Genomic DNA, 5055 nt, shown 5'->3' with positions numbered 1-5055 from the left:
TCGCCTTCCTGAGGATCTCGTTGGCCTGCCGGAGCTCGCGGTTCTCCCGCTCCAGCGCCTTGATCCGCTCGCGCTCATCCGTCGTCGGTCCGGCCCGCACGCCCCGGTCGCGCTCGGCCTGACGGACCCACTTGCGCAGCGTTTCGCCAGAGCAACCGATTTTGGCCGCGATCGACTGGATCGCGGCCCATTGCGAACCGTGCTCGCTCTCATGCTCCCGGGCCAGCCGGACTGCCCGCTCGCGAACCTCAGGGGAAAAGGGTGGGGTATGCTTCGTCATGGCTCCAGTCTCTCAAGAGTTGGAGCCTCCGAAAATCCCGGGGCGATTCACGCCGTGGCCTTTGTGCTCGTGAGTGTTGAACGCGCGCTTGAGGCTGCAGGCCTGGAGTACGCGATTGAGGACTGTTCCGTCGCGGCTTTCACAGCAGCCATCGTGGTGGTGGCTGCAGATTTACGGGCATGACTGCCGACCTTTTCATATCCGAGAACGGCGGTGGGGCCGGGATCCGGTTCCGGGAACGGAAGGCGCCGGCTGAGTGAACAAGTCTGCCAAAGCTCGAGCGGCTGAGCGCAAGCTGGCAGCAAAGCGGTTCAACTAGCGGGTGAAGCGTTCGCCACCACCGCCAACGCGGTGGGTCTGGGCATCCTAGCCGCGGCGACGATCATCCCGAACTTCGGCCAAGCGCCCGGCAGCCCATCCCCCGCCCTGCACTCATGGTGGGCTGGTCCTGCGGCCTTCCTCGTCCTATTCTTCGTGGCTCCCGCAGCCTACCACTTCCTGCGCAGCGAGGATTGATCGTGACCGACCCGAACCTCTGGATCAGCTACGGACTGCCCGCCTTCGGGGTCGCTTTCGGCCTTGTCGGACTCGCGGTCGCGTGGATCTCAGCACGCCGGTTTGATGCTCGGTTCGCTGATGTTGAGGTCACGGCGCCAGTCGAGCGGGCCCCGCGCGTCACGCCCTACCGGAAGCCCAGTAAGCACCCTCGTCGCGGCTCGCCTAGCCGGCCAGCCTCTATACGGACGTAGGCGGAGCCGACGCTGCTCTACTCCACCGTGCGCCACTTCACGGGCGGTAGGTTCTCGCCTGGTATGGTCGCATCCCTCTGGTAGAAGGTCCGCCGGTCGCCGGTCACCACCTCGGCAACGTCGTCGATCGCGTCGATTACCTTCGAGGTCGCGTTGTAGAGCGGGCCCTGCGTCTTGGCCCTCGTGAGGACCAAGACGCATTGCTGCCGCCAGCGCCGCGCCTCCTCCAGGAAGGCGACCTCCTCGGCCCGCACGAAGACGCCCCGTCTCGACATAGCCCATCCTGTGATCCGCGGGCGGGATCTAGAACGGGAGCAGAACATAGCGAGACGGGCGGCCGAGAACACCGGCATCAACCGGCCATGTGTCATGGGCAGACGCGAACAGAGCAACACCCGTTGACGGGCCGTTAACTATGCGCGGTCATGCTGCCGACAGCGATCGGTCGAGGGGCCGAGCGACGGCAGAGCAGCTCTATGGCCTACCCCCCTGGCCTCGGTGCGGCCTCGCCGTCGCAGTCGCGCTTGCCTAGCGTGGGCCGCTATCCTCCGATCTGACGCCGTGTACGAGGGACGCCAGGTAAATGGCGGACGCGATCATGGCGCAGGCCATGACGCCGAGGGCTTGAGCTGTTGGCAAGGTCATACCGGCAACCATGCCGTCCGGTTGTGGCGAGCGTGTTGCCGGATATGGGTAGGGCGATCACGAGCTTGCGATATGGCGTGGTCAGCCCCTGATCAGATCGGGCGATGAGGCTGAGATGCAGGGCGGGCATGCGACCGAGCGCCGAATCTCTCTCACGATGTGATGTGTTCAAGCTCTGCCGCGATCCGGCGGCCAGGAGCGTGCCGTGTACAATCCCTTCTTCTCATCGCTGATGCTGGCCATTGAGGCGCAGCGCGTCATCGAACTGCGGTTGGTTCGTCTAGCCTGGGGCGGTAGCGAAGGACTGGCTGAGGCTCAGTCCATGGTGATTGAGAAGGTTCACGCCGCCGGCGAGGCGATGACGACACTGATGTTCGGCGGCTCGCCCGAAACGGTCATCGCCCGCTACCGTGAGCACGTGGCTGCGAACACGAAGCGTCTCTCCGCTCCGTGAAGGCCGTGCGGCTTCGTCATAGAATGCCTAGCTAGAACGCTTCGCGCTCCAACTCCCGCTGCACTCCACCAAGCCGCCCGACGTGCGCCAAGTGCCGCTGCCGCTACCCTTCGCGGTCAGACTGCCGGCGATCGGCACCTTGTTCGAGCCTTGGGTGATGGTGGCCTGCACGGCGCCGGCCGCCGAGACGCCGCCATCGATGTCGACCTCCTCCCCGGGGATCGACGCGTCGCTGTCCTTGATCTGCACGTTGTAGCTTGTGCTGGCCGAGCAGGGGCCCTCAGTCGTGGTGGCGACGATCGTCCAGGAGCCGTCGAACTGGTTCGGTACCTGCACCTTCTTCGTCGCGGCATCCGCTGGGTGGAAAGCGCCTGCCGTCAGGCAAGCCGCGAGGATCAGGGTCGGGGTACGTGCCACAGACTGCTCCGGAGATCGCGCAGCCGGGGACGGCTACGCCATCGCAGAACGGAGGTGTCAGCTGGATAGTTTCAAACGCTGCCCCGATCCCACTGCGGCCAAAAGACAATACGCTCCAGGGGCCTTTCGCCGAGGGCGGCCTCGGCGAGGGCCGCGACCGTCAGCAACCTTCTATTAACCATAACGGTCGAGGTAGCTTCTGCGATCGGCTGGGGGGCTGAGCGCCGGAAGAGCAGTGCCTAAATCCAGGGTGCGGCCTCGTTGGCGCAGTCGCACCAAGCCCGCACCTGGAACACCAGGGCGGGCTTCTATCGTCAAATCGGGCGACGGAATTGCCTCGCTTCAGGCGAGCGGCTCATCGACCGGCATGCCCCACCGTCTTCACCGCGGCATAGGGCGGATCGCCCGCTGGGAAACACGCTCCCCAGCTTCGGCCGGTCGGTCAGATGTCGACCGGCCAAAGCGTCCGCCGTTCCAGACCAGATAGCCGAGGCCGGCGGCCACGCCGGCGAGCGTCGCGATAAGGGCGAACTCGCTCGACATGCCTCCCGCCACGGTGCCTCGCCGCCGCGACTGAAGCGCGTTCGTTTTGGCCCGCACGAACGCCCGTGTGGCAGCGGCAACCTCCTCGGGCGCGAAAAGCATCTGGGCTGCGGGGATCAACTCATGCACGTGGCGATGCAGGTGCTGATCCACGAGGAACGTGACATCCTCAAAGGTGTCGAGCCAGCCAGCCGAGTCCGCCCTACGGCGACGGGCGAGCTGCTGCAGCTGTCGCCTGAACTCAGCGTGGCCGCGGTTCAGGTCTTTGATCAGCGTGCGCGTCTGGCTCTCCCGGCTCAACGGGCCATACAAGCTGGCACCAAGGCCGATGGCATGCAGATCAAGCTCGTCCATGAGATCAGCCAGCATCTGCTCGCGGCTGCCGACCGCTCTGGGATCGTTGAGAGCGTATGGTATCTCACGGATCAGGCCACCAATGTTCTCATGGTCGCGCTTGATGAGTTGCCAAACGTCCATGCACGTCTTCCTTGCCAGTGAAACTACCAGCTCCGAACACCGTGCGCCCGCTGAGCGTTCCTGATCGAGTTCGTGTCGACTCAAGCCGCCACTCAGATGACCGCCTGAGGATGCGGCGATGGCGTGCCAGAGTACCGCTTCGGGTCCTGTGCGCAGCCGGTATGTACCCTGCGATGGGTGAACCTCCGGCGGCGGTGTTCGGCGTATGAACCCGAAAGGACCACCGCACCGTGGCAGGACGGGCATCGCTTCGGCGCCATCACGTAAGCGCTCTTTGCCTCAGCGACGCTGATCTGACGCCAGATACCCTTGATTTTCGCTTCACAGGTCTGATCATCAAGCGTCGCCATGCCCGCGGGGTGCCATGGCGAGATGGCTCGCGCCAGCCTGCGGCCGAGCGGACTGGCGCGACAGAATGGCAGCCCTCAGTTCATCCGCCGACGCCGTTCCCGAACCTCCTGCTGGGCGAGCCTGCGTCCGAGCGCCATCAGCAGCGTGTCCGCCTGTGCCTTCAACTCAGCGTCCTGCAACTCCACGATCGCCTGCTGGGCGGCGATAGCGTGCTCGGCCGCCCGGTCCAGCGGCCGTTCCATCGAAAGGGTTTCGGCTTCGCTGAACGCGTCCTCAGACATCCGCATCTGGGTTATGTCCACCAGGATGCCAGCACCGCCTACCGACCGGCCGAGATGATCGATGCTGAAGTGGCCTCGATCTAGGACCCAGCGCGTCTGGCCATCGGCCGATATCACTCGGTATTCGGCGAGATATGTGCCGCCGTCAGCGCGGCAGCTCCGGATCTGGGCGAAAACGCGCCCGCGGTCATCTGGGTGTATGCTGTCGATGAAGAGCGAGAGCGGCACACCCTGCTTAGCTTCGTCAGGATCGACACCGAACAGCAGCGCCACGAACCCATCGACACGGGCTCGATCGGTCGTCGCACTCCACTCCCACCTACCAATCACGTCGAGCGCATCTAGGGCGTGCTGAAACGCCTTGGGGCAGGTCTGGTGAGCGAGAAGCTTGAGCTTTGACACTGCGGAGCCCGCGGACAGTCTTAAACCTGATCTGTGTAATAGGTGTCAGATCACAACCACACGCCGCATCGAATACGATATCCTCAACTGTTGCGCGATGGGCACTACTTCTGCGGGCGGAAGGTATTATGAATGCATGCAGGGGGCGAGTGAGCCGCACGCGGAGTGACCTGCCCCCACGAGGTGGTCCGAGTTCAAAATTAGTGCAGGGTCGGCCTCTGCTCTACGGGTAGCTTGGCCGCCGGAGCCGGTCGGGCGAGCGCAGTCGGGCAAGCGGTCGTGGCTGGCACGAACACCTCCGGCGCTGGTGGCTTGTAGCCAAGCGCACCGTGCGGGCGGATCGTGTTGTAGTGCCGACGCCAGCTTTCGATGATGATCTGTGCCTCCTTCAGGGTGTAGAAAATCTCGCCGTTCAGGAGTTCATCCCGCAATCGCGCGTTGAAGCTTTCGACAAAG

The 5055-nt window shown here is 64.4% G+C and carries 7 protein-coding genes; 1 reads left to right on the top strand and 6 read right to left on the bottom strand.

The window, feature by feature from the left end:
• Positions 1-280 (bottom strand): transposase (locus H288_RS33385; protein ID WP_043713773.1); only part of this gene is annotated, 280 nt, incomplete at its 3' end.
• 766 nt (positions 281-1046) lie between these two features.
• Positions 1047-1304: a hypothetical protein gene (locus H288_RS0131675; RefSeq protein WP_020096564.1), complete on the bottom strand. Its 258-nt coding sequence runs from the start codon at positions 1302-1304 to the stop codon at positions 1047-1049.
• Between the two features lie 575 nt (positions 1305-1879).
• Between H288_RS0131675 and H288_RS0131670 the strand changes: the two genes are divergently transcribed.
• Positions 1880-2128, top strand: a complete 249-nt coding sequence (locus tag H288_RS0131670) for a hypothetical protein (RefSeq protein ID WP_020096563.1) — start codon at positions 1880-1882, stop codon at positions 2126-2128.
• 27 nt (positions 2129-2155) lie between these two features.
• Here the strand turns inward: H288_RS0131670 and H288_RS0131665 are convergent, their stop codons facing one another.
• From H288_RS0131665 to H288_RS0131650, 4 genes are all read right to left on the bottom strand, one after another.
• Positions 2156-2545 (bottom strand): hypothetical protein, encoded by a 390-nt coding sequence (locus H288_RS0131665; RefSeq protein ID WP_020096562.1) that lies wholly within the window; start codon positions 2543-2545, stop codon positions 2156-2158.
• A 381-nt stretch (positions 2546-2926) separates the two neighbouring features.
• The gene (locus H288_RS0131660; RefSeq protein ID WP_020096561.1) at positions 2927-3565 is read right to left on the bottom strand and encodes a hemerythrin domain-containing protein; all 639 of its coding nucleotides are present in this window, start codon (positions 3563-3565) and stop codon (positions 2927-2929) included.
• A gap of 425 nt (positions 3566-3990) precedes the next feature.
• On the bottom strand, positions 3991-4470 hold the full coding sequence (locus H288_RS0131655) for a PAS domain-containing protein (protein ID WP_244435243.1): 480 nt from the start codon (positions 4468-4470) through the stop codon (positions 3991-3993).
• A gap of 329 nt (positions 4471-4799) precedes the next feature.
• The coding region (locus tag H288_RS0131650) for an integrase core domain-containing protein (protein ID WP_020096559.1) at positions 4800-5055 on the bottom strand (256 nt) is incomplete at its 5' end.

The organism is Methylobacterium sp. 285MFTsu5.1 (assembly GCF_000383455.1).
GTDB lineage: Bacteria > Pseudomonadota > Alphaproteobacteria > Rhizobiales > Beijerinckiaceae > Methylobacterium.
Note: the sequence above shows the minus strand (reverse complement) of the source record. Positions and strands in the feature narration are given on the sequence as shown.